This is a genomic window from Burkholderia sp. Bp8963 (assembly GCF_003854275.1).
Taxonomy (GTDB): domain Bacteria; phylum Pseudomonadota; class Gammaproteobacteria; order Burkholderiales; family Burkholderiaceae; genus Burkholderia.
This window is the reverse complement of record NZ_QTQP01000008.1, coordinates 17261-37563: the sequence shown is the minus strand read 5'-3', so window position 1 is coordinate 37563 and position 20303 is coordinate 17261. Positions and strand designations below refer to the sequence as shown.

At 67.8% G+C, this 20303-nt stretch carries 18 protein-coding genes and 1 riboswitch; of the genes, 4 read left to right on the top strand and 14 right to left on the bottom strand.

Annotated elements, in window-relative coordinates; genetic code table 11:
* Positions 1 to 20: 20 nt before the first annotated feature.
* The 5 genes from DID96_RS08825 to thiC form a co-directional block, all read right to left on the bottom strand.
* Positions 21 to 1301, bottom strand: coding sequence for an EAL domain-containing protein (locus tag DID96_RS08825; RefSeq protein WP_124598978.1), 1281 nt, complete (start codon positions 1299 to 1301; stop codon positions 21 to 23).
* 185 nt (positions 1302 to 1486) lie between these two features.
* The gene (locus DID96_RS08820; RefSeq protein ID WP_124598977.1) at positions 1487 to 2413 is read right to left on the bottom strand and encodes a DMT family transporter; all 927 of its coding nucleotides are present in this window, start codon (positions 2411 to 2413) and stop codon (positions 1487 to 1489) included.
* Between the two features lie 144 nt (positions 2414 to 2557).
* A complete protein-coding gene (locus DID96_RS08815) occupies positions 2558 to 2824 on the bottom strand; it encodes a hypothetical protein (protein WP_124598976.1) in 267 nt (88 codons plus the stop codon).
* A gap of 188 nt (positions 2825 to 3012) precedes the next feature.
* Positions 3013 to 3231, bottom strand: a complete 219-nt coding sequence (locus tag DID96_RS08810) for a glycine zipper 2TM domain-containing protein (protein WP_124599115.1) — start codon at positions 3229 to 3231, stop codon at positions 3013 to 3015.
* Between the two features lie 235 nt (positions 3232 to 3466).
* On the bottom strand, positions 3467 to 5398 hold the full coding sequence (gene thiC / locus DID96_RS08805; protein ID WP_124598975.1) for a phosphomethylpyrimidine synthase ThiC: 1932 nt from the start codon (positions 5396 to 5398) through the stop codon (positions 3467 to 3469).
* Positions 5399 to 5479: 81 nt separating this feature from the next.
* Positions 5480 to 5597: riboswitch (TPP riboswitch) on the bottom strand.
* Between the two features lie 187 nt (positions 5598 to 5784).
* On the opposite strand from thiC, the gene DID96_RS08800 reads away from it, so the two are divergent.
* The 3 genes from DID96_RS08800 to DID96_RS08790 all read left to right on the top strand — a co-directional run bounded on the left by DID96_RS08800 (position 5785) and on the right by DID96_RS08790 (position 7668).
* The gene (locus DID96_RS08800) at positions 5785 to 6087 is read left to right on the top strand and encodes a pentapeptide MXKDX repeat protein (protein ID WP_124598974.1); all 303 of its coding nucleotides are present in this window, start codon (positions 5785 to 5787) and stop codon (positions 6085 to 6087) included.
* 136 nt (positions 6088 to 6223) lie between these two features.
* A complete protein-coding gene (locus DID96_RS08795) occupies positions 6224 to 6856 on the top strand; it encodes a cytochrome b/b6 domain-containing protein (protein ID WP_124598973.1) in 633 nt (210 codons plus the stop codon).
* 23 nt (positions 6857 to 6879) lie between these two features.
* Entirely contained in the window at positions 6880 to 7668 is a 789-nt protein-coding gene (locus DID96_RS08790) for a molybdopterin-dependent oxidoreductase (protein ID WP_124598972.1), read from the top strand.
* Between the two features lie 128 nt (positions 7669 to 7796).
* On the opposite strand, the gene DID96_RS08785 is transcribed toward DID96_RS08790, so the two are convergent.
* Positions 7797 to 9512, bottom strand: coding sequence for a methyl-accepting chemotaxis protein (locus DID96_RS08785; protein ID WP_124598971.1), 1716 nt, complete (start codon positions 9510 to 9512; stop codon positions 7797 to 7799).
* Positions 9513 to 10051: 539 nt separating this feature from the next.
* Between DID96_RS08785 and DID96_RS08780 the strand changes: the two genes are divergently transcribed.
* The gene (locus DID96_RS08780) at positions 10052 to 11206 is read left to right on the top strand and encodes an EamA family transporter (RefSeq protein ID WP_124598970.1); all 1155 of its coding nucleotides are present in this window, start codon (positions 10052 to 10054) and stop codon (positions 11204 to 11206) included.
* Between the two features lie 22 nt (positions 11207 to 11228).
* On the opposite strand, the gene DID96_RS08775 is transcribed toward DID96_RS08780, so the two are convergent.
* The 8 genes from DID96_RS08775 to DID96_RS08740 all read right to left on the bottom strand — a co-directional run bounded on the left by DID96_RS08775 (position 11229) and on the right by DID96_RS08740 (position 20303).
* Positions 11229 to 12434, bottom strand: a complete 1206-nt coding sequence (locus DID96_RS08775; RefSeq protein ID WP_124598969.1) for an MFS transporter — start codon at positions 12432 to 12434, stop codon at positions 11229 to 11231.
* A gap of 161 nt (positions 12435 to 12595) precedes the next feature.
* The gene (locus DID96_RS08770) at positions 12596 to 13420 is read right to left on the bottom strand and encodes a phosphodiesterase (RefSeq protein ID WP_124598968.1); all 825 of its coding nucleotides are present in this window, start codon (positions 13418 to 13420) and stop codon (positions 12596 to 12598) included.
* Between the two features lie 39 nt (positions 13421 to 13459).
* Positions 13460 to 14491: an ABC transporter ATP-binding protein gene (locus DID96_RS08765; RefSeq protein ID WP_124598967.1), complete on the bottom strand. Its 1032-nt coding sequence runs from the start codon at positions 14489 to 14491 to the stop codon at positions 13460 to 13462.
* Positions 14492 to 14503: 12 nt separating this feature from the next.
* Complete coding sequence (locus DID96_RS08760; protein ID WP_124598966.1) at positions 14504 to 15400, bottom strand: ABC transporter permease; 897 nt, start codon at positions 15398 to 15400, stop codon at positions 14504 to 14506.
* A 10-nt stretch (positions 15401 to 15410) separates the two neighbouring features.
* Positions 15411 to 16235, bottom strand: a complete 825-nt coding sequence (locus DID96_RS08755; RefSeq protein WP_124598965.1) for an ABC transporter permease — start codon at positions 16233 to 16235, stop codon at positions 15411 to 15413.
* Positions 16236 to 16251: 16 nt separating this feature from the next.
* The gene (locus DID96_RS08750) at positions 16252 to 17280 is read right to left on the bottom strand and encodes an ABC transporter substrate-binding protein (RefSeq protein ID WP_124598964.1); all 1029 of its coding nucleotides are present in this window, start codon (positions 17278 to 17280) and stop codon (positions 16252 to 16254) included.
* A 75-nt stretch (positions 17281 to 17355) separates the two neighbouring features.
* Positions 17356 to 18384: a substrate-binding domain-containing protein gene (locus tag DID96_RS08745; RefSeq protein ID WP_124598963.1), complete on the bottom strand. Its 1029-nt coding sequence runs from the start codon at positions 18382 to 18384 to the stop codon at positions 17356 to 17358.
* 758 nt (positions 18385 to 19142) lie between these two features.
* Positions 19143 to 20303, bottom strand: coding sequence for a VWA domain-containing protein (locus DID96_RS08740; protein ID WP_124598962.1), 1161 nt, complete (start codon positions 20301 to 20303; stop codon positions 19143 to 19145).

Here is a 20303-nt window from a genome sequence, read left to right as displayed (position 1 = left end):
CGCCGGACGACACCGTTGCATCAGCGCATCACCGTTCCCGCACTGTCGAGCACGAAGTCGACGCAGAACACGACGAGCCGATCGTGCGCACGGGTGGCGACGGCGGCCGTGTAGCAGTCGCGGCCTTCCGTCAGCGAGAAGTGCGGCCCCATCAGTGCGACGCGGCCGGGCGCGGCGATCGCGCGCTGGAAGTACGGGCGACGCGACCAGTTGCTGTGCGTTTCCGGAAACAGCGGGGCGAGACGGGTGGCGGCCGTGCTCTGGTTGGCGGCCGGCGCGCTGATCGACGGCAGGAACTGTTCGCCGATCTCGTCCGTGACGAACACGCGGCGCGCGGACGGTACGACGAGCACGCGCTGCGCGGCGTCCTGCAGGTTGCCGGTCGCGGCGAACGCGGCCGCGCCGGCGAGCACCAGCCGTTCGATCGCGTCGAAGCCCGGTTGCACGGCCGACGCCGGCGTGTGATGGCGTGCGATGAAGCGCGACCACGCGGCGTCGAGCATCGCGGGCACTGACGCGCTCGCGCGCGCGATCGACGGATCGGGCTGACCGAACCGGAAGCCCTGCACGAAATCGATGTCCGCTTCCATCAGCGCCTGCAGCGCGTCGTCGCTTTCGACGCCTTCGGCGAGCACCATCGCGCCCGCCTGATGCAGCATCGATACGAGGTGATGGATGATGCGGCGATCCTCGGCCGCCCAGGTCGCGCGCGCGATCAGCGAACGATCGAGCTTGACGATGTCGGGCCTCGCACGCCACACGCGGTCGAAGTTCGAGAACCCGGTGCCGAAATCGTCGATCGCGATCAGGAAGTCGCGATGCTGGATCATGTCGATCGTGCGCGCGAGTTCGGCTTCGTCGCGCGACGGCTGCTCGACGACTTCGAGCACGATGCGGTTTGGTGGCAGTGCGTAGTGATGGCACAGCGCCTCGACGAACTCGCGTTGCACGAGGCCCGAGTCGAGCACGCGCGGCGTCACGTTCAGGAACAGCCAGCCGTCGCCGATGCCTTGCGCGACGAAATTGGCCGTATGCAGGCAACGGGCGAGGCGGTCGAGCAACAGCGCTTCCGCCTCGCCGCGTGCGCGGTCGAATAGCGCGCTGGGCGAAATGGCCCGGCCGTTCGCGTCGGCAACACGCAGCAGCGCTTCGTAGCCGACGACGCGCTTGTGCGTGATCGACAGCACGGGTTGGTACACGCTGCGCAACGTCACGCCGCGATAGTCGGCGAGCCAGCCGGCCGGCGTGGGCGTAAGGCGTTCGAGCAGGGATTCGAGTGAAAGGTCGCGAGTCTGCGGCATGTCAGCGACGTCCGGAGGCGGACGGCGACGCGGCTTCACAGTGCGTCGCCGCAGCGATCGCACGCGCAGGCAGGCGCGGAAGTACGTGGCCCATCTTGACCGGCTCCTGCGGATAATTAATCCGAGTGTAGCGAGATCCGCGCGGATCGCGTATCAGGGTAACTCCACACTGACGAACTTCTTCGTCAGGCCGTCTCGCCGCCGCGCGGCCGCATGCCCGGCAGCCGCTTGATCACGCCGGTCGCGAGCGCGGTGCCGACGAGCACGATCGTGCAGCCTTCGAGCATCACGGCCGATACGCGCTCGCTCAGGAACAGCGCGCCCCACAACAGGCCGAACACCGGAATCACGAACGTCACGGTGATCGCGCGTGCGGGCCCGACGTGGGCGATCAGGTAGAAGAAGATGAAATAAGCGATACCCGTGCATGCGATGCCGAGCCCGAGCACGGCGCCCCAGGCGTGCGCGCTGACCGGCGCCGCGGGCCACGTCGCGATCGCGAACGGCAGCAGCAGCACGGTCGACCCGATCATGCTGCCGGTCGCGTTGACGAGCGGGTCGACGCCGGTCAGCTTGCGCTTCGTGTAGTTGGCCGCGATGCCGTACAGCAGCGTCGCGCCGAGCGCCGCGGCGGCGGCGAGCGCGGTTGCGCCGGCGCCGGTATCGCCGTGTGCGCTCGCGATCTGATTCCAGACGAGCGTCAGTACGCCCGCGAAGCCGATCACGAGGCCAAGCGCGCGCGGCAGCGACAGCTTGTCCTTCAGCCACAGGTATGCGACGAGCGCACCCCAGAGCGGCGTCGTCGCGTTGATCACCGACGTCACGCCGGCCGACAGCGTCAGTTCGGCGAACGCGAACAGGCAGAACGGCGCGCCGGAATTGAGCACGCCGACGACGAACAGCGGCCATGCATGACGGCGCAGTTGCGTGCCGAGATCGGCGGGCTTGAAACGGGTGAGCGCGAGACCGGTCAGGAACAGCGCGCCGATGCCGACGCGCAGCGCCATCAGCGGCGCGACGCCGAACTCGGCCACGCCGATCCGGATGAACAGGAACGACGCGCCCCACAGGGCGGCAAGCACGGTCAGCAGGGAGGCGTTTTTCGGTGACATCGATCGCGGGCCGGAAGGCGGGGAGGGGGTGCGACGAATCTTACACCGCGCTACCCGGCCGACGTTTCACGATCGGATGAAACGACAAGAAACGGCAGAGCCGTGCGCCCGCCGGCGCCCGCCGGCGACCGGCGGCGCACGCGGTCAGTGGTGATGCCGGCCGCCGCGGCCGCCGAAGCCGAAATTGAGTGACAGCGACGGCCCCCACCAGCCGCCCCAGGCCGGCGCGTAGTAACCGGGCGCCGGATAGGCCGGATATGCCGGATAGTAGGCCGGCGCGGGTGCGACATACACCGGCGCGGGCTGGACCGGCGCCGCCGCGTAATAGTCGGAAGGATAGTAGCCGTACGGGTAATAGCAGCCGGCAAGCGTCGCGCATGCAACGGCTGCCGCGACGAGCGTTCTGTTCATGATGCGTCCCCGGCAAGGAGGGCAGTGAGCCGATTCTTAAGCTTACGCCGCACGGCCGTGATACGACGTGCAAAACGGTAACGGATCATTTCGCGTACCGCTTCGGAAACCACTGCGGAAACGGCGCTCACGCGAAGCGGAGAGCGCCGTCCGATCGTGTCAGGCCGCCCCCGGACGGGGGCCGGCCGTCAATGCTTCTTGCCGACCTGGTTGCCGATGATGCCGCCGACGGCCGCGCCGCCGAGGGTCGACAGCGTATTGCCACCGATCGCCGCACCGGCGATGCCGCCGACGCCCGCGCCGATTGCCGTATCGCGCTGACGCGTGGTCATCGAGTCGCAAGCCGACAGGCTCGCCATCGTTGCGACGATCAATGCGCTTGCTCCAATACGTCGAATCGAAATCATGATCGTTGTCCTTGAAGTCGTAAAAGTCGCGCGTCGGATCGGTCCCGCGCACAAACCCAAGTTACGCGCCGCATCGGCCGGTTGCTGTAAGGACTTGTTAAAGTGATCGACGTTCGTAATCAATTGTTTCCTGGCAACCCGGCGGGCATGCGGCATGCGCAAAAAAGCCCGCTCGAAAGCGGGCTTCGTGCATCGCGGAGCGATCGGGCGCTTGATCCGACGCTTGATCGGACGCTTATTGCCGGTGATAGATCTCGGCGCCAGTCTTGACGAACTCGACAGCCTTCACTTCCATCCCTTTCTTCAGCGCTTCCGTTTCGGACACGCCTTGCTGCGCCGCAAACTCGCGCACGTCCTGCGTGATCTTCATCGAGCAGAAGTGCGGGCCGCACATCGAGCAGAAGTGCGCGACCTTCGCCGAATCCTTCGGCAGCGTTTCGTCGTGGAATTCGCGCGCCTTGTCCGGATCGAGGCCGAGGTTGAACTGATCTTCCCAGCGGAACTCGAAGCGCGCCTTCGACAGTGCGTTGTCGCGCACCTGCGCGCCCGGGTGGCCCTTCGCGAGGTCGGCGGCGTGCGCGGCGAGCTTGTACGTGATGATCCCTTCCTTCACGTCGTCCTTGTTCGGCAGGCCGAGGTGCTCCTTCGGCGTCACGTAGCACAGCATCGCGGTGCCGAACCAGCCGATCATCGCGGCGCCGATGCCCGACGTGATGTGGTCGTAGCCCGGCGCGATGTCGGTCGTCAGCGGCCCGAGCGTGTAGAACGGCGCTTCCTTGCACCAGTCGAGCTGCAGATCCATGTTCTCCTTGATCAGCTGCATCGGCACGTGGCCCGGACCTTCGATCATCACCTGCACGTCATGCTTCCAAGCGATCTGCGTGAGCTCGCCGAGCGTCTTCAGCTCGCCGAGCTGCGCTTCGTCGTTCGCGTCGTAGATCGAGCCGGGGCGCAGGCCGTCGCCGAGCGAGAAGCTCACGTCGTACGCCTTCATGATTTCGCAGATCTCTTCGAAGTGCTCGTACAGGAAGCTTTCCTTGTGATGCGCGAGGCACCACTTCGCCATGATCGAGCCGCCGCGCGACACGATGCCCGTCATCCGGTTCGCGGTGAGCGGCACGTACTGCAGGCGCACGCCTGCGTGGATCGTGAAGTAGTCGACACCTTGCTCGGCCTGTTCGATCAGCGTGTCGCGGAAGATTTCCCAGGTCAGGTCCTCGGCCTTGCCGTTGACCTTTTCCAGCGCCTGGTAGATCGGCACCGTGCCGATCGGCACCGGGCTGTTGCGGATGATCCACTCGCGCGTTTCATGGATGTGCTTGCCGGTCGACAGGTCCATCACCGTGTCGCCGCCCCAGCGGATCGCCCACGTCATCTTGTCGACTTCCTCGCCGATCGACGACGTGACGGCCGAGTTGCCGATGTTCGCGTTGATCTTCACGAGGAAGTTGCGGCCGATGATCATCGGCTCGGATTCCGGGTGGTTGATGTTCGCGGGGATGATCGCGCGGCCGCATGCCACTTCCGAGCGCACGAATTCCGGCGTGATCTCGGTCAGCGCGTTCGGGCCGAACGCCGCGGCGCCGAACGCCTGACCCGGATGCTGGCGGCCCATCATCGCGGCGAGCTTCGCGCCGTTCGGGCCGCTCGCCTTCAGGCTTTCCAGATACTCGGCGCGGCGCTGGTTCTCGCGGATCGCGATGTACTCCATTTCCGGCGTGATGATGCCCTGGCGCGCGTAGTGCATCTGCGAGACGTTCTTGCCGGCCTGCGCACGGCGCGGATTGCGGTGCAGGCCCGGGAAGCGCAGGTCGGCGGTGGCCGGGTCGGCCGCGCGTTCGAGGCCATACTGGCTCGTGAGCCCGGCGAGCGTCTCGGTGTCGCCGCGTGCTTCGATCCAGCGCTGGCGCAGCGCCGGCAGGCCCGCGCGGATGTCGATCTTCGCGTCCGGATCCGTGTACGGGCCCGACGTGTCGTACACGTAGATTGGCGGATTCTTTTCGCCGCCGAAGCCGGTCGGCGTGTCGGCCTGCGTGATCTCGCGCATCGGCACGCGGATGTCGGGCTGCGAGCCCGTCACGTAGACCTTGCGCGAATTCGGCAGCGGCGCGACGGCAGCAGCGTCGACGTGAGCGTCGGCGGACAGAAACTTCGGATTGGCGTTCATGCGATCTCCTTCTCCTGATGTGGGGCGCTAGCTAAGCAGGAGACGAGATTCGTGAGGCGGCGGGTTTCGTCAGAGGGATGGCGGCGAAGCCCGTACGCTTCCCTGCGCTGGCATTATCCAGATCAGGTTCAAAGGGTATTTCTCACCCGCAATTGCCGGTTTGTTGACCGGGCTCATTGCAGGACCCCCGCGTTAGCAAGCGCACACGATACACCGGGTTCGCGGCGGTTTCAACCGGGGGCAGATGAGAGGCGCGGCGGCGAGCGCCGAATGCGCCACGCGATCGTGCGCCGCGAAAACTAAAATGTTTTGTGAGGCGGCTGTCATGTCGCGTCGCCTCGCCCGACTATTCGACTCCTAAATCCCACCCACGAAGGAGTGATGTCATGAAAAAGAACCTGTTGATCGCCGCTTGCCTCGCCGGTTTCGCGTTTGCCGCCACGGGTGCATACGCGCAGAACGACGCGATGTCGAAAGACCAGCCGTCGATGTCGAAGGACCAGGCACCGATGTCGAAGGACCAGCCGTCGATGTCGAAGGACGCGATGGGGCACGATGAGATGTCCAAGGACAACGGCATGAAGAAGGGCGGCATGGCCAAACACGAGATGAAGAAAAAGGGCGCGATGTCGCACGACTCGATGGGCAAGCCGACGAACGACGACAAGTCGAACAAGATGTCGTACTGAACGTATTGTTCGTGCGCGCGCCGCGCGGACGGGCGCGGCCGCGTTCGTCGAGGACACGGTGACGGGCGACGTCGTGCAGGCGCTCGGCCTGCCGTCGTGTGGTTAGCGCATGCAGACACATTCGAGGAGGTGCGTGATGCCCGCCGTTCCCGTCTCCGACCACGCGGCCGTGAAGCCGCCCGTGCGAGCGATCCATCCACTGTGGGTGCGCGTGAGCCACTGGCTCAACGCGCTCGCGGCGATCGTGATGGTGCTGTCCGGCTGGCGCATCTACGATGCGTCGCCGATTTATCCGCCGTTCATGTTTCCACACGGCATCACGCTGGGCGGCTGGCTCGGCGGCGCGCTGCAATGGCATTTCGCGGCGATGTGGCTGTTGGCCGGCAACGGACTCTTTTACCTGACGATGGCGATCGCGACCGGCCGCATCGCGCGCAAGTTCTTTCCGGTCACACCGGTGGCGGTGCTGCGCGATCTGGCCGCGGCGCTGCGCGGCAAGCTCGCGCACGAAGACCTGAGCGTCTACAACGCGGTACAGCGCATCGCCTACCTGACGGCGATCGTCGATCTGATCGTGCTGGTGCTGTCCGGCCTCGTGATCTGGAAATCGGTGCAGTTTCCGCTGCTGCGCATGCTGCTCGGCGGCTACGACAACGCACGCGTCGTGCATTTCTGGGCGATGTCGGTGCTCGTCGCGTTCTTCGTCGTGCACGTCGCGATGGCGCTGCTGGTGCCGCGCTCGCTGCTCGCGATGCTGCGCGGACACTAGCCTGCGGGCCGAAGGAGATCATCATGTCCAAACCCGAAGACGCGCGCGCGCGTCCGCGCTGGACGCTCGACCGGCAGTCGCTGGCGCTCGACGTGCGGCGCGAGCTCGCGATGCCGTCGCGGCGGCTGTTCAACCGGCGCATCCTGACGCTTGGCGGCCTCGCGATGCTGACGGGCTGCACGCTGCAGGACGACGCGTCGGTCAACGCGTTTCTCGAGAAAGTGTCGCGGATGAACGACCGCGTGCAGGGCTGGCTGTTCGGCCCGCAGCGTCTCGCGCCGACCTACACCGAGGCCGACCTGACGCGGCCGTTTCCGTTCAACGCGTTTTACGGGATCGACGAGGTGCCGCACGTCGATGCGTCGACTTTCCGGCTCGCGCTGTCAGGCCTCGTGACCGGCAAGCGCGTGTGGACGCTCGACGAGCTGTACGCGCTACCGCACGCGGAGCAGATCACGCGGCATATCTGCGTCGAAGGATGGAGCGCGATCGGCCGCTGGGGCGGCACGCCGTTCGGCGCGTTCCTGCAGCGCGTCGGCGCGGACACGAGCGCCAAATACGTCGGCTTCAAATGTGCGGACGACTACTACGAAAGCATCGACATGCCGACCGCGCTGCACCCGCAGACGCTCCTCACCTTCGAATACGACGGGCAGCGGCTGCCGGCGGAATTCGGCTTCCCGATGAAACTGCGGATGCCGACCAAGCTCGGCTACAAGAACCCGAAGCACATCATGGAAATCTTCGTGACCAATACGTTTCCGGGCGGGTATTGGGTCGACCAGGGGTACAACTGGTTCGGTGGGTCGTAGGCGGCGCTGCTCAGTGCCCGCCGCGCGTCAGGATGACTCCCGGTCTCGGCGGTTCGTAGGCGCCGCCGCGGTGTCGCCGTCGTATCGCGACGCGGCGGGCAGGGCGGCACCGTCCTGCCCGCTGCACGTCAGAACGTCTCCCAGTCGGTCGAGCCGGAGGCGCCTGTCGCCGCAAGCGCCGGCGCTGGAGCGGGCGAGGGTGCAAGCGAGGGCGTCGGCCGGGCCGGGACGCGGCGTGCGGCGGGCCGCGGCGCCGCCTTGCGCACGGCAGGGGCCGCCGGCGCAGCCGTGCCGGTGTCGCCGGAAAGCTTGAACACGGAGACGGCGCGTTTCTGTTCCGCGGCCTGCTGCTCGAGCGATTGCGCGGCCGCGGACGCCTCTTCGACGAGCGCCGCGTTCTGCTGCGTCACTTCGTCCATCTGGCTGACCGCCGTGTTCACCTGCTCGATGCCGCGGCTCTGCTCGTCGGACGCCGCCGAAATCTCGGCGTTGATGTCCGCGACGCGGCGGATCGCCTGCCGGACGTCGCCCATCGTGCGGCCGACCGCCTCCGCCTGCGTCGAGCCTTCGTGCACGGTCGCCACCGAGCGCTGGATCAGGTCCTTGATTTCCTTCGCGGCGCTCGACGCGCGCTGCGCGAGGCTGCGCACCTCGCCGGCTACGACGGCGAAGCCGCGCCCCTGTTCGCCCGCGCGCGCGGCCTCGACGGCCGCGTTCAGTGCGAGGATGTTGGTCTGGAATGCGATGCTCTCGATCAGCCCGGTGATGTCGGCGATCTTCGTCGAGCTTGCGCTGATCTCAGCCATCGTCGCGAGCATCCGCTCGACCACTTCGCTGCCGTTGTCCGCGACCTGCGATGCACTCGTCGCGAGCGTCGTCGCCTGGCGCGCATTGTCCGAGTTCTGTTTGACCGTCGCGGTCAGCTCTTCCATGCTCGCCGCCGTCTCTTCGAGCGACGCGGCCTGTTCCTCGGTGCGCGACGACAGGTCCATGTTGCCGGCCGCGATCTGGGCCGACGCGACGAGGATCGATTCGCTCGACGCCTTGATGCCGCGCACGATGTCGGCGAGCTGCGTGTCCATCTGGCGCAGTGCCATCAGCAGGTGCCCGAATTCGTCGTTCGAGCGGATGTCGAGCCCGGTTTCGAGCTGGCCGTCCGCAATGCGCCGGGCTGCGTTCATCGCGGCGTCGAGCGGCTGCGTGATCGCGCGCAGCAGGTAGCGCCAGGCGCCGGTCGCGGCGGCCACGCCGACGGCGAGCACACCGATCGACGCCCACAGCAGCCGGCGGAACGTGTCGTTGCCTTGCGTGGCGGCGTCCTTGATCTGGTTCGCGTTGTTCTCGATGTCTTCGCCGATGCCGCTGGCGAGTGCTTCGCCGACGGGGCGGATCTTGTCGAGCGTCGCGCCGGCTGCGTCGACGGCGCCCGTATCCGCCGATGCGAGCGCGGTGCCGATCAGCGCCCGGAATTCGCCGATGCGGCCCGCGATCCGGTCCGCGATCCTGCGCTCGTCGTCGGCGGTCACGCGCGACGGGTAGTAATCGTTCCACGCGGCGGCGAGCTTCTTGTCGAGCTCGCGGATGTGATCAGCGGTGCGCTTCGCGGCGGTCCGATCGGTTTGCGCGGCAAGCTCGTCGAGCGCGACGCGCATCTGCAGCGACGCTGTTTGAGCGCTTGCCAGATCTTCGAGCGGCACGGCGCCTTCCGTATACATCGAACTCATGTCGGAACTCAACGTCGAGAGTCCGCGCATTCCCATCAGCCCGATCGCGACCATCACGACCACGCACGCGCCGAACGCGAGCGTGATCTTGAACCTGATTGTGCCAGTCAGTTTGCCCATACCCTGTCATCCATATCGAAACGAGAAACCCGCTTTCCCGGAACGCTCGCGACGAATCTTTTCGTCTGACAAAACCATATTGCGATCAGGGTTATGGGAGGGTAAACGGCAGGTGCGGACGCGACCTTGAGGGGGAAATGGACCGCGCGGATAAAAATGTTCGGGGGCTTCGATTGGTTGCGCCGCACCTCGCCGGCCGCACCTCGCCGGCCGCACCTCGCCGGCCGCACCTCGCCGGCCACACCTCGCCGGCCGCACCGAAACTGTCGCGTCGAAACGTCAGTCGCTCACCTTTCAGCAAGGTCTGAAGATCCTTTCGAATCCGTGGTGCCATAATGCCGAACGTGCGCAGCCGCAGCGGTTGCGCACATTTTCATGTCCGTCTGCCGCCGGCCCAGCCGGTTTACTTCGTCGCCGTTCGCACTGTCATGTCGTTCCGCACGTTTGCCCCCGCCGTCCTGGCCCCGTCCGGGCCGTTTGCCGGTTGTTCCGGCGTTCTTCAACGGGGCACGCGACACGCCGTGCGGGCAGGCTGAACGATGACCCCGCTCGACCGGCTCCTCGATTTCTTCGCCCGCCATCCGATCCGGCTGCCGCAAAGCCGCGGCGGACGCGTCGCGCTGGCGCTCGTGTTCATCTATTTCGTCTGGGGTTCGACCTACAGCGGCCTGCACTTCGCGCTGCAGTCGTTTCCGCCGCTGCTGCTGTCGGGGCTGCGCAACCTGCTCGGCGGGATCGGCCTGTTCATCTTCGCGCTGCGGCGCAAGCCGGAATGGCCGACGCTCGTCGAAGTCCGTAATGCGGCGATCATCGGCACGATGCTCGTCGCGCTGTCGTCCGGCACGATCGCGCTCGGGATGCGGACCGTCAGCAGCGGCTCGGCCGCGGTGATGGTCGCCACCGTGCCGCTGTTCGCGACCGTGATCGCCGCGGTCGCGGGGCGGCCCGTGACGAAGGGCGAGTGGGCGGCCGTCGCGCTCGGAATGGTCGGCATCGTCGTGCTGAATTCGGGCGGTGCGGCCGAGACGAATTCGGCGCTCGGCACGATCTCCGTGCTGGCCGGCGCGCTGTTCTGGGCGGGCGGCGCGCATCTGTCGACGCGGCTCAAGCTGCCGTCGGACCTGTTCCTGTCGACGTCGCTGCAGATCGGCCTCGGCGGCCTGATGTCGACGCTCGTCGCGTGGTTGCTCGGCGAGCGCATCGAGCATCTCGCGGTGACGCCGGTGTTCGCGTTCGTGTACCTGATGGTGTTCTGCACGATGGCCGCGTACGTCGCGTACGGCTACCTGATCCGCCACACGAGCCCGATCATCTCGAGCAGCTGCATGTATGTGAACCCGATCGTCGCGGTCGCGCTCGGCGCGCTGATGCTCGGCGAACCCGTGACGATGGCGACGGTGGTCGCGACGCTCGCGATTCTAGGCAGCGTCGGGCTGTCGTTCGTGTTCGACCCCGCGCGCCGGGGTGTGTCGCAAGCGGCTGCAGCGCGTGCTTCGACGTCGGTGTCGGCGTCCGCGCCGGCGACCGCAGCGCCATCCATGTCGGCTCCAAAGCCGACGTCTGCCACGACATCCGTGCCGACGATGGCAACGACGCCGATGTCAGCGTCCGAACCGACCTCCACGCCAACCCACGTCCGGCCGCCCGCAGCGACCGCCACGTCGGCATCCGTGCGCCCGGCCGCCGACGCATGACGGCGGCACGCGCGGCACGCGTTCAGCCGCCGCGCTTGCCGCCGCGATAGTGGCACCAGCCCGCGAGCGCGGAGAACAGCAGGCCCGTCGCGCACATCCCGATCCAGCCGAACGTGCGCCACGCGGCGACACCGACGGACGAGCCGAGCGCGCCGCCGATGAAATAGCACGCCATGTACACCGTGTTCACGCGGCTGCGCGCCTCGGGCTTCAGCGCATAGATGCGCGACTGGTTCGAGATCTGCGCGGCCTGCACGCCGACATCGAGCACGATCACGCCGATCACGAGCCCGACGATGCTCGTGCCGGACAGCGCGAAGATCACGAACGACAGCGCGAGCAGCGCGATCGCGAACGAGATGATCGTGCGCGGCCCGCGCTTGTCGGCGAAGCGGCCCGCATACGGCGCCGCGAGCGCGCCGGCCGCGCCGACGATGCCGAACAGGCCCGCCGCCTTCGGCCCGAGATGGAACGGCGCGCCGGCGAGCAGCAGCGTCAGCACGGGCCAGAACGCGCTGAACGCGGCGAACAGCGCGGCGCCCGTCAGCGACGCTTCGCGCAGCCCGCGCAATTCCATCGCGAGATGCCACATCGAACCGAGCAGCTTGCCGTACGGCAGCGTCGACGTCGGCGAGCTCTTCGGCAGCCGCAGCACGATCACCGCGGCGAGCGCGACGAGCGCGGCAACCGACGCGCCGAACACCGCGCGCCAGCCGAAATACTCGGCAACGAAGCCGGCCGCCGTGCGCGCGAGCAGGATGCCGAGCAACAGCCCGCTCATCACGGTGCCGACCGCCTGCCCGCGCGCGGCGGGCGGCGCGATTTCGGCGGCGAACGGCACGGCCTGCTGCGCGATCGTCGCGAGCACGCCGATCGCGAGGCTCGCGGCCGCGAGCACGGCGAGCGACGGCGCGGCAGCTGCCGTGATCAGCGCGACCGACAGGCCGGCAAGCTGCAGCAGGATCAGCAGGCGGCGGTCGAAGCGGTCGCCGAGCGGCGCAAGCAGGAACATGCCGGCCGCATAGCCGAGCTGCGTTGCGGTCGGCACGGCGCCGATCCACGCCGCGCGGTCCGGAAACGCCTCGCGGAAGCTGTCGAGCAGCGGCTGGTTGTAGTAGATGTTCGCGACCGACACGCCCGCGATCGTCGCGAGCAGCAACAGCAGGCTGCGCGAGTAGTGGGGCGACGCGGCGTCGTGGGTCGGTTGGTCGGTGGCAGCGGCGGACATGGCGGTACCGGGCAGTCGAGGGGGCGACGCGTGCGCGGGAGCGGTCGCGGACGGCCGCGCCCGCCAGGCATCGATCGAGGGTGCCGATCATACCGGAGCGTCGTGAATCCTGCCGGGCGCGCGGCGATGCGGACGCATGCGGCACGCAACGATCTGCCCGATCAGTCGACGAGCTCGCCCGTCGGTTCGTAGAACGGATACGGCCCGTCGCCTTCGTCGACGTACACGTGATGCGTGACCAGGCCCGCATCCGGCGTATGGCGATGCACGGCGAACGCGGGCGGCTCGAGCCGGAACGCCGACGGCCCGCCGTCGCGCAGGTCGAACGCGACCTGGTGCGCGGGCGCCGGTACGGCCGACGCGATCGTGCCGCCGAAGCGCGCGAACATCGTCCGGTGCACGTGGCCGCACAGCACGCGCTCGACGTTCGGATGGCCGCGCAGCAGCGCATCGAGCTTCGCGGTGGCCTCGGGCGCGAGCCGCAGCGCATCCATGTGGCCGATCCCCGACGCGAACGGCGGGTGATGCAGCGCGACGATCACGGGCCGCTCGCGTGCGGCGTCGAGCTGCGCCGCGAGCCATCCGAGGCGCGCGTCGCACAGGTCGCCGGCGCTCGTGCCCGGCACCTGCGAATCGAGCGCGATCACGCGCACCGCGCCCACGTCGAGCGCGTACTGCACGAACTCGCCGTCCTGCCATTCGGGCCGGTCGGCGAACACGCGGCGCAACGCCGCGCGATCGTCGTGATTGCCGACCATCAGGTAGTACGGAATCTCGAGCGGCGCGAGCAGGTTGCGCAGATGGCGGTATTCGTCGTCGTGGCCGAAATCGGTCAGGTCGCCGGTGACGAGCACCGCGTCGGGGCGCGGCTCGAGCGCGTTCAGCCGCGCGATGCAGCGCGCGAGCGCGGCGGCCGTGTCGACGCGCCGGTACGCGAGCTGGCCCGGCCGCTTGATGTGGAGATCGCTGATGTGTGCAAGCAGCATCGTCATTCCTCGGATCGAATGGTTATCGTGGGGCGTGCGTCACGCAGCGAGCGCGATCAGCCCTTCGGGCGCGACCGTGATGCCGACGGCCGTGCCGCGTGCGAGTTCGACGCGGCCCGGCACGTCGATCACGAGCGCGTCGGGCGCCGCGTGCTCGATCGTGAGCCGGGTGCGTTCGCCGAGGAATGCGCATGCGCCGACCGCGCCGCGCAGCGGCGCGTGCGTTGGGTCCGCGAGCTGCGCGTCCTCGGGACGGAAGAACCATTCGTCGGCGGCGTGCGGCGTGACGAGCCTGCCGCCCGTCGTCACGAGCGCCCCGTCCCGCCATTCTCCCGCAACCCGGTTCAGCGTGCCGATGAATTGCGCGACCGCACGGTTCGCGGGCCGGTAGTAGATGTCGCGCGGCGTGCCGATCTGCTCGATGCGGCCCGCGCTCATCACGACGATGCGGTCGCCGAGCTCCATCGCCTCGGCCTGGTCGTGCGTCACGTAGACGGTCGTCACGCCCAGTTCGCGCAACAGCGCGTTCATCTCGCAGCGCAGCGCGTCGCGCAGCTTCGCGTCGAGCGCGGTCAGCGGCTCGTCGAGCAGCAGCACGCGCGGCCGCACCGCCAGTGCGCGCGCGAGCGCGACGCGCTGGCGCTGGCCGCCGGACAGCTGGTCGACCGGTTTGTCCGCGTGCGCGTCGAGCCGCATCATCGCGAGCAGGTCGTCGACGCGCTCGCGCAGCACGCGCGGTTCGGTCTTGCGGATCTTCAGCCCGTAGCCGACGTTGCCGCGCACCGTCAGGTTCGGGAACAGCGCGTAGTTCTGGAACACCATGCCGACCTGCCGGCGTTCGATCGGCAGCAGCGTGACGTCGTCGTCGCCGAACGCGATCGTGCCGCCGGCATCGGGCGTGTCGAGGCCCGCGATCAGGCGCAGCGTGGTCGTCTTGCCGCAGCCCGACGGGCCGAGCAGCACGAGCGTTTCGCCCGCGCCGATCGTCAGGTCGAGCGGCTCGAGCACGCGGGTGCCGCGGAACGTCTTCGCGCAGCGGGTCAGGGTGATCGGGATCGAATCGAGTTTCATAGGAATACGAAATCAGCGCTTGCGGCGCTTCGGTGTGCGCGTGCCCGACGGATCGACGCCGAGCCATTGCATCGCGACGAGGAGCGGCAGCGTCATCAGCAGGAACAGGATCGTGTACGCGCTGCCGACTTCGAGACGCAGCGACGCGTAGGTATCGGCGAGGCCGACGGGCAGCGTCTTCGTGTCGGGCGTATGCAGCATCCACGTGAGGTTGAATTCGCCGATCGACAGCGTGAGCACCGCGAGTGCGCCCGCGACGATGCCGGGCCGCAGGTTCGGCAGCACGATCGTGACGAAGCGCGTGACGAACGATGCGCCGAGGCTTGCCGCACCTTCCTCGAGCGTGCGCAGGTCGGCCCCTGCCGCAACGGCCGCGACCGCGCGCACCATGAACGGCAGCGTGAACACGACGTGGCCGGCGACGATGAACCACAGGCTCATCCGGAACGCGCTGAAGCCGCCGTAGACGACGAGCAGAGCAAGCGCGGACGCGAGCCCCGGCAGCGCGACCGGCAGCACGAGCGCTTCCTCGATCACGCGCGCGGCGCGGTTCTTGCTGCGCGCAAGCGCATAGCCGGCCGGCACGCCGACGGCGAGCACGATCGCGAGCGTCGCAAATGCGACGTACAGCGACAGCGCGACCGAGCCGTGATACTGCTCCCACACCTGTTCGAGCCAGCGCAGCGTGAGGCCGCTCGACAGACCGCGAAAATAGTTGACGGTCAGCCCGGCGAGCACCGACATCACGACGGGCACGATCAGGAACGCGCACAGCAGCAACGTGACGAGCCACTGCAGCGCGGCGATCGCACGCGCACCGGTCACGCGCGGCGTGCGCCGCGCGGCACCGTTGGCGCGGGAGGGGGCGGGGGCGGGCGGCGGCGCGGAAGAATCGGAAAGCGAATGCATCGGGTGAACCTCAGGCGGCCGCAGCCGCGGTGTGGCCGGTGAACTGGCGTGCGAGCGCGAGCACGGCCCACGTGACGATACCGAGCACGATCGACAGGCCGGCGGCCGTCGCGATGTTCGCGTTCAGCGTGAACTCGGTGTAGATCGTCATCGGCAGCACGTTCAGATCGGTCGCGAGCGTGAACGCGGTACCGAACGCGCCCATCGCGGTCGCGAAGCAGATCGCGCCGGCCGCGATCAGGCCCGGCGCGAGCGCCGGCAGCACGATGTCGCACAGGATCCGCCACGGCGACGCGCCGAGCGAGCGCGCGGCTTCCTCGAGCGACGGGTCGAGCTTCGACGCGGCCGCGATCACGGTGACGATCACGCGCGGGATCGAGAAGTACAGGTAGCCCGCGAACAGCCCCGCGACCGAATACGCGAACACCCACTTGTCGCCGGTGAGCTTCGCGGACAGCATCCCGATCAGCCCTTGCCGGCCCGCGAGCATGATCACCATGAAGCCGACGACGACGCCCGGAAACGCGAGCGGAAACGTCAGCAGCGCGAGCAGCACGCGCTTGCCGGCGAACTCGCGGCGCGCGAGCAGCAGGCCCGAGATCGTCGACAGCGCGAGCGTCGCGAGCGTGACGGCCGCGGACAGCGCGACCGTTTCGCCGAGACTCTTCATGTAGCGCGCGTTGCCGAGCAGCGACGCATATTGCGTGAAGAATGCGCCGTTCGCCGACACCTGCGCGAGCGCCACCATCGGCAGCAGCCAGAACGCGGCGAACACCGCGAGCGCGGGCGCGACGAGCGCGATGCGCCAGCGCAGCGGGAAGGTCAGGTCGAGCATCGCGGGCGTCCTGCCGTCACTGCATGATCTGCAGGTATTGCTGGCCGAACGCCTGCTGGCCGGCGGCCATCTTGCCGAAGTCGACGGCCTTCGCGCGCGCATAGTCGCTCGCGGGCAGGAACTTCGACGCGATGTCGGCGCTCATCGCCTGCGCGCGCACCGGACGCAGATACGCGCTTGCCCACAGCTTCTGGCCTTCGTCGGACAGCACGAAATCGAGCACCTTCTTGCCGTTCGCTTCGTGCGGCGCGCCCTTCACGAGGCTCATCACGTACGGCACCGCAATCGTGCCTTCCTTCGGAATCACGAACTCGACGTTCGCGTGATCCTTGTACTTCGCGCGATACGCGTCGAAGTCGTAGTCGAGCAGGATCGGAATCTCGCCCGACAGCACGCGCGCGTACGCGGTCTGCTTCGGCACGATCGGCGCATTCGCCTTCAGCTTGCGGAACCAGTCGAGCGCCGGCTTGAAGTTGTCGAGGCTGCCGCCGAGCGCCTGGTTGACCGCAACCGCGCCCGCGTAGCCGACGAACGCGCTCGACGGATCGAGGTAGCCGACCATCCCTTTGTACTCGGGCTTCAGCAGGTCCGCCCACGAACGCGGCACCGGCTTGCCTTCGAGCGCGTCCTTGTTGACGAAGAAGCCGAGCGTGCCCGAGTGGATCGCGAACCAGTAGCCCTGCGGGTCCTTCAGGTTCGCCGGGATGTCGTTCCAGTGCGCGGGCCGGTACGGCGCGGTCACGCCCTTGTCCTTCGCCTGGAACGCCGACGACACGCCGAGATAGACGACGTCGGCGACCGGGCTTTGCTGCTCGGCGATCAGCTGCGCGATCGCCTGGCCAGAGTTCTTGTTGTCGAACGGCACGCGGATGCCGGTCTTCTGCTTGATCGCGGCGATCTGCGCGGCCCAGTCGGCCCATTCGGGCGGGCAGTTGTAGCAGATCGCGGTGTCTTCCGCGTATGCGGACGACGCACCGGCGAGGAGCGCAGCGCAGGCGAGCGGCGCGGCGAATGCGCGCAGCAGGGACGACAGGCGAAAGGTCACGTTGGGGTCTCCGGTTGAGCGTGTGGGTGAGCGTGTGGTTGAGCGGCTGGTTGAGCGGCGACCGGCGTGCCGCGGTCAGGCTTCGCGCACGTGCAGGTCGGCCGACGCGACCGACGCGACCGTTGCACCGTCGCGCACGGTGTGCGGCAGGATCAGCGATGCACGCTCGACGCGCTTGCCGGCGATGCATTCGACGAGCCGCTCCCACGCGTGCCGGCCGATGTCGCGGTTCGGCGTCGCGACGCTCGCGAGCGGCGGCGCGAGCAGTTCGCCGATCGCGATGCCGTCGAAGCCGAGCACCGAGATGTCGTTCGGCACCGAGAAGCCTGCGCGCCGCAGCCCGCGCATCACGACCATCGCGAGCAGGTCGTTGCTGCAGAACAGCGCGGTCGGGCGTGTCGCGCGCGCGGTCAGGTGCGCGAGCACCGCGTCGGGCAGCTCGGGCGCATTGAAGTCGATCTCGACGGGCGGCAGCGGCGCGACGCCGCTTTCCTCGAGCGCCTGCGCATAGCCGAGGTGACGCTGCCGTGCGCGGTCCGATGCGGCGAGCGAGCCGGCGAGCATCAGCACGCGGCGATGGCCACGTGCGGTCAGCAGCCGCACGCCGTCGTACGCGGCGCGGCGGTTGTCGACCGATACCGACGGGCGGCGCTGCGTGTCGTTGTGCATCAGCACGTAATGCGAGCCGTCGTGATCGAGCATGTCGAGGAGCGGATGCGTGTCCGCGTCGGCGACGGTCAGGATCAGCCCTTCGACGCGCTGCTCGCGCAGCGTCTCGATCGCGTGGCGCTCGCGCGCCGCGTCGTATTCGGTCGTCATCAGGATCAGCTTGAAGCCGGCCGCGGTCGCGAGTTCGTCGATCCCTTGCAGGCAGTCGGCGAACACGGGGTTCGCGAGGGTCGGCAGCACGACGCCGACGAGCCGCGTGCGCTCGCCGCGCAACTGGCGGCCGAGCGGGCTCGGGCGGAACTTCAGCGTGTCGATGGCGGTGCGGATCGCTTCGAGCGTCGCGGGGCTCACGGTGTGCGGCGCATTGATCGCGCGCGACACGGTAGCGATCGAAAAGCCGGCGAGGGCGGCGACATCCTTGATGGTCGGGGTCATGAGGGTAGCGCGATGTAAACGTTTTCGGCGACCTGATTATCGAAAACGTTTGTGACCTTCCGATGACGTGTGATGGGGGCATATCGGAAGGCCGTGCGCGCAATCGTGCGACGAAAACGCCCGCGCTGCAGGGTGTCGATTGTAACGGCGGCACCGGATGTCGTGGGCGGGACGGGGCAGGTGCGACGGCGCCTCCGACGATCCGGCGTAGCGCGACAGGTTCAAATGACGAATGCCCGTGCGAGCAGTGGTAGAATCCCGTCCGCCCTTGCCGGGGTGATGAAATTGGTAAACATAGCGGACTTAAAAGTTTGAGTGCCCGGCCGGAAACGGTCGGTGCAGAACCCTTCAAATTCGGCGAAACCCCTGATGCGATGCATCGAGGCAACGCCGAGCCAAGCCTCGTGGCTCGCGCGAGGAAGGTGTAGAGACTAGACGGGGGGCGCCTAAGGCGCACGGGCAGCGGCCCGCGCGCGATGGCGAAGGCATAGTCCAGCGCACGAACGGCATCGTTCAGACGATGCCGACTTCGAAAGAAGCAGTGTGACGAAAATCCGCCGCCTTAACTGGCTTGCCGGTTCGAGTCCGGTCCCCGGCACCAGGATCGCTTCCATGCAATTCCATGAAGTCCCGAAGACCCGCGAGAAATCAAGCGCTCGCGGGTTTGTTGTTTCCGTCGTGTTCCATCGGGTGCGAGTGCGATCCAGGGATATGCGGGGTGCGGGCCTGGGCGGCAATCGTCGATCGAAACCCTCCGGTCATTCAGCACGATTCGTGACAAACCCCTGCTGCGCTGCCCAGAGCGCAATATCCTGCTTCTGGATGGCCGCGGCCATCAGTTCCGGAAAACGGTCGGGCGTACAAGCGAACGCCGGAATGCCGAGTGCAGCAAAACTCGCCGCATTGTGATGGTCGTAGCCGGGCGCGCCGTTGTCGGCCAGTGCCAGCAGGCAGATGACGTTGACGCCGGCGGCCTTCAGCGCGGCGGCGCGCTGCAGCATCTCCTGCTGATTGCCGCCTTCGAACAGATCGGTGATCAGCACGAGGATGCTTTGTTCGGGGCGGTCGATGACCTGCTGGCAGTAACCCAATGCGCGGTTGATGTCGGTGCCGCCGCCAAGCTGGACGCCGAACAGCAGGTCGACCGGATCGCCCGCTTCGTCGGTCAGATCGACGACATGGGTATCGAACACGATCATGCGGGTGCGGACGGCCCGCAGCGACGCCATCACGGCGGCAAACACCCCCGCGTAGACGACGGACGCGGCCATCGATCCGCTTTGATCCACGCACAGCACGACGTCACGCAAAGCCGAGCGCTTGCGCGCGTAGCCGACCAGCTTTTCCGCGATCACCGTGCGCTGTTCGGGCAGATAGCGTGACAGATTGGCGCGGATGGTGCGATGCCAGTCGATTTCATTCAGGCGCGGCCGGTGGTTGCGCTCCGCACGGTTGAGACTGCCGCGTATGGCGTGACGCATCGGCTCGGCAAGCCGCCGCTCGAGCTCGTCGACCACGCGGCGCACCACCCGGCGCGCGGTGTCCCGGGTCTTGGCCGGCATCACGCGCGACAGCGACATCAGGCTGGCGACGAGATGGACGTCCGGCTCGACCGCTTCGAGCAGTTCCGGCTCCAGCAGCATCTTGCGCAAATTCAGCCGTTCGAGCGCGTCCTGCTGCATGACCTGCACGACGGATGTCGGAAAGAACTCGCGAATATCGCCAAGCCAGCGCGCAACGTTCGGGTTGCTGGCACCCAGGCCACCCGTACGTTCGCTGTCATACAGCGCGGCCAGCGCGTTGTCGGCACGGACGAGTTCGGCGGACAACGTCGCGCCGCAGCTTTCGTCGGCCTCGCTGCCCAGAACCAGGCGCCAGCGCTGCATGCGGTCGGTTTCGAGATCGACGTTGACGCTCAT